This window comes from Roseateles sp. P5_E11 (genome assembly GCF_054049355.1).
The window spans coordinates 1-3,168 of sequence record NZ_JBFUMO010000626.1 but is presented as its reverse complement, the minus strand read 5'-3'; the positions used below and the strand labels follow the sequence as shown (position 1 = coordinate 3,168).

General features: G+C 66.6%; 2 protein-coding genes and 1 pseudogene. All 3 read left to right on the top strand.

Annotated elements, in window-relative coordinates; all coding sequences use genetic code 11:
• Positions 1-1,543: alpha-L-fucosidase (locus ACXJKR_RS28125; RefSeq protein ID WP_457325640.1), on the top strand; the 1,543-nt coding region annotated here is incomplete at its 5' end.
• Between the two features lie 93 nt (positions 1,544-1,636).
• Complete coding sequence (locus ACXJKR_RS28120) at positions 1,637-2,740, top strand: glycoside hydrolase family 5 protein (protein WP_457325639.1); 1,104 nt, start codon at positions 1,637-1,639, stop codon at positions 2,738-2,740.
• A pseudogene (locus ACXJKR_RS28115) lies at positions 2,737-3,168 on the top strand (hypothetical protein); the annotation flags it as partial. The gene ACXJKR_RS28120 and the pseudogene ACXJKR_RS28115, both read left to right, overlap by 4 nt.

Here is a 3,168-nt window from a genome sequence, read left to right as displayed (position 1 = left end):
GTTCAAGCCCACCTGGGACTCCCTCGTCGAGGGCTACCGCACGCCGGACTGGTTCCGCGACGCAAAGTTCGGCATCTGGGCGCACTGGAGCGCTCAGTGCGTGCCCGAGATGGGCGACTGGTACGCCCGCCAGATGTACACCCAGGGCAACTGGCAGTACGACCACCACGTGCGCACCTATGGCCACCCGACCAAGGTCGGATTCATGGAGATGCAGAACCGCTGGAAGGCCGAAGCCTGGGAGCCCGAGGCCCTGATGGACCTCTACGCCAAGGCCGGCGCCAAGTATTTCGTCGCGCTGGCCAACCATCACGACAACTTCGACGCCTACRATTCCAAGTACCACGGCTGGAACTCAGTGCGCGTCGGCCCCAAGCGCGACCTCGTCGGCGAATGGGCCAAGGTGGCGCGTGCCAAGGGCCTGCGCTTTGGCGTCAGCAACCATTCGGCGCATGCCTGGCACTGGCTGCAGACGGCCTACGGCTACGACCCCGAAGGCCCGCTGGCCGGCCAGCGCTACGACGCCTACCGCTTGACCAAGGCTGACGGCAAGGGCACCTGGTGGGAAGGCCTGGACCCGCAAGACCTCTACACCGGCCGCAACATGGTCATGCCCGACGGCATCAACACCATCCGCACGGCCAACGASTGGCATGAGCAGAACGACCGCGTCTGGGACGAGAAGGCGCCGCCGCACAACCCGGCGTTCACCCGCCAGTGGTTCCTGCGCTGCCGCGACCTCATCGACAGCTACCGGCCCGACCTCGTCTATTTCGACAACTCCSGCCTGCCCCTGGGCCAGGCCGGGCTGGACATCACGGCGCACTACTACAACGCCAGCATGGCCTGGCACGGCGGCAAGCTGGAGGCCGTTGTCAATGCCAAGGTGCTGCCGCCCGAGCGCCGTGCCGGCGTCGTCGAGGACGTCGAGCGCGGCCAGCGCGAAGGCATCGAGCCGCTGCCCTGGCAGACCGACACCTGCATCGGCGACTGGCACTACAACCGTGGCGTGTTCAACAACCACAGCTACAAGTCGGCCGCCAGCGTGATCCACAGCCTGTGCGACATCGTCTCCAAGAACGGCAACCTGCTGCTGTCCATCCCCGTGCGCGGTGACGGCAGCATCGATGCCGACGAGCGCCGCTTCCTCGAGCAGATGGCCGAGTGGATGGGCCGCAATGGCGAGGCCATCCACGGCACACGCCCCTGGCGCAGCTTCGGCGAAGGCCCGACCCGCRTGGGCGGCGGCATGTTCAGCGAAGGCAAGGCGCACTTCGGCGCCGAGGACATCCGCTTCACGACCAAGGGCGGCGCCCTCTACGCCATCGCACTGGGCTGGCCCAAAGGCGGCCTGCTGCGCATCCAGGCGCTGGCACAGGACTCGGCGCTGGCGCCCGGTGCCATCGAGCGCGTCGAGGTGCTGGGTTCGACGGACAGCCTGGCCTTCACGCGCAGCCGCAAGGGGTTGGAGGTGAAGCTGCCGGAGGGCCTCGCCGGCACGCCGGCCGTGGCGCTGAAGATCCGCGGCGCTGGCCTGGCTTGAAGCTGAACCTGGTCATCGCGGCGGTGCCGCGGTGATCCTGGAATCCTTGCGCTGAAGACGGGTATGCCGTCGTTGTTGTTCACTGAGAAATCCATGAAGACCCTTCTTTCGACGCTTCTGCTGCCCCTCGGGCTGGCCTGCGCGTTTGCGGCTTGCGCCGCCGACGGCACCGGCATGCGCGAATTGACCAGCCTGCAGCTCTCCCGTGAGATGTCGCCCGGCCTGAACCTGGGCAACACGCTCGAGGCCGTACCAAGCGAAACCGCCTGGGGCAACCCACCCGCCAACCAGGTGGTGATGAACGCCTTCAAAGCAGCCGGCTTCAACACCGTGCGCATCCCGRTGGCCTGGAACCAGTACGCCGATGCCAACGGCAACATCAGCCCCGCCTGGATGGCCCGCGTCACGCAGGTGGTGGACTACGCCCGCAAGGCCGGGCTGTACGTGCTGCTCAACACCCATTGGGACGGCGGCTGGGCGGACCACCCCACCTACGCCAAGCAGGCCGAGGTCAATGCCAGGTTGACGAAGTTCTGGACCCAGATCGCCAAGAACTTTGAGGGCTACGACGACCACCTGCTGTTCGCCGGCACGAACGAAGTGCACATCGAGAAGGAATACGGCCGGCCCACGCCCGAAAACTGCACGGTGCAGAACAGCTTCAACCAGACCTTCGTCAACACCGTGCGCGCCACCGGCGGCAATAACGCCAAGCGCCACCTCATCGTGCAGTCCTACAACACGAGTCACATCGATGCACTGGGATGCAACGCCAAGCTGCCCGCCGACACCGTGCCCGCACGGCTGATGATGGAAGTGCACTACTACGACCCCTTCCCCTTCACCATCGACGACAAGAGCAAGATCTGGCAGTGGGGCAAGATCGCCACCGACCCTGCCGCCACCGTGACCTGGGCCAACGAGCCCCAGGTCGATGCCGCCTTCCAGGCACTGAAGGCCGCCTTCATCGACAAGGGCGTGCCGGTGGTGCTGGGTGAATACGCCGTCGCCATGAAGCGCGCCTACCCAGGCATGGACCGCTACCGCATGTACTGGAACGAGTACATCACCGGCTCGGCCGTGCGCCACGGCATGGTGCCCGTCTACTGGGACACCGGCGGCCTGTTCGACCGCAAGACTGGCGCGCGCAAGGACGCCGTCATTGAACTCATCGTCAACGCTGCCAAGCTGCCATGAGCAAACTCTCCCGTTTTTCCACCTGGCTGCTTGCGCTGGCGCTGTGCGCAGGGCCCGCTGCAGCCAGTGACAACCCGCGCCAGCGCACCCGCATCGACGACGGCTGGCGCTTCGCGCTCGGCCACGCGCATGACCCGGCGCAAGACTTCGACCACAGCACGCGGGCCTTCTTCTTCGCCAAGGCCGGCTTTGGCGACGGCCCCGCATCGGCCGAGTTCGACGACCGGCCGTGGCGCCGCGTCGACCTGCCGCACGACTGGGCGGTGGAACTGCCCTTCGACGCACGCGGCAGCACGACGCACGGCTCCAAGGCCATCGGCAGGGCTTTTCCGGAGAACAGCGTCGGCTGGTACCGGCGCGAACTCGCTGTTCCTGCGTCCGCGAAGGGCAAGCGCATCGCGCTGGAGTTCGACGGCGTCTTCCGCGAC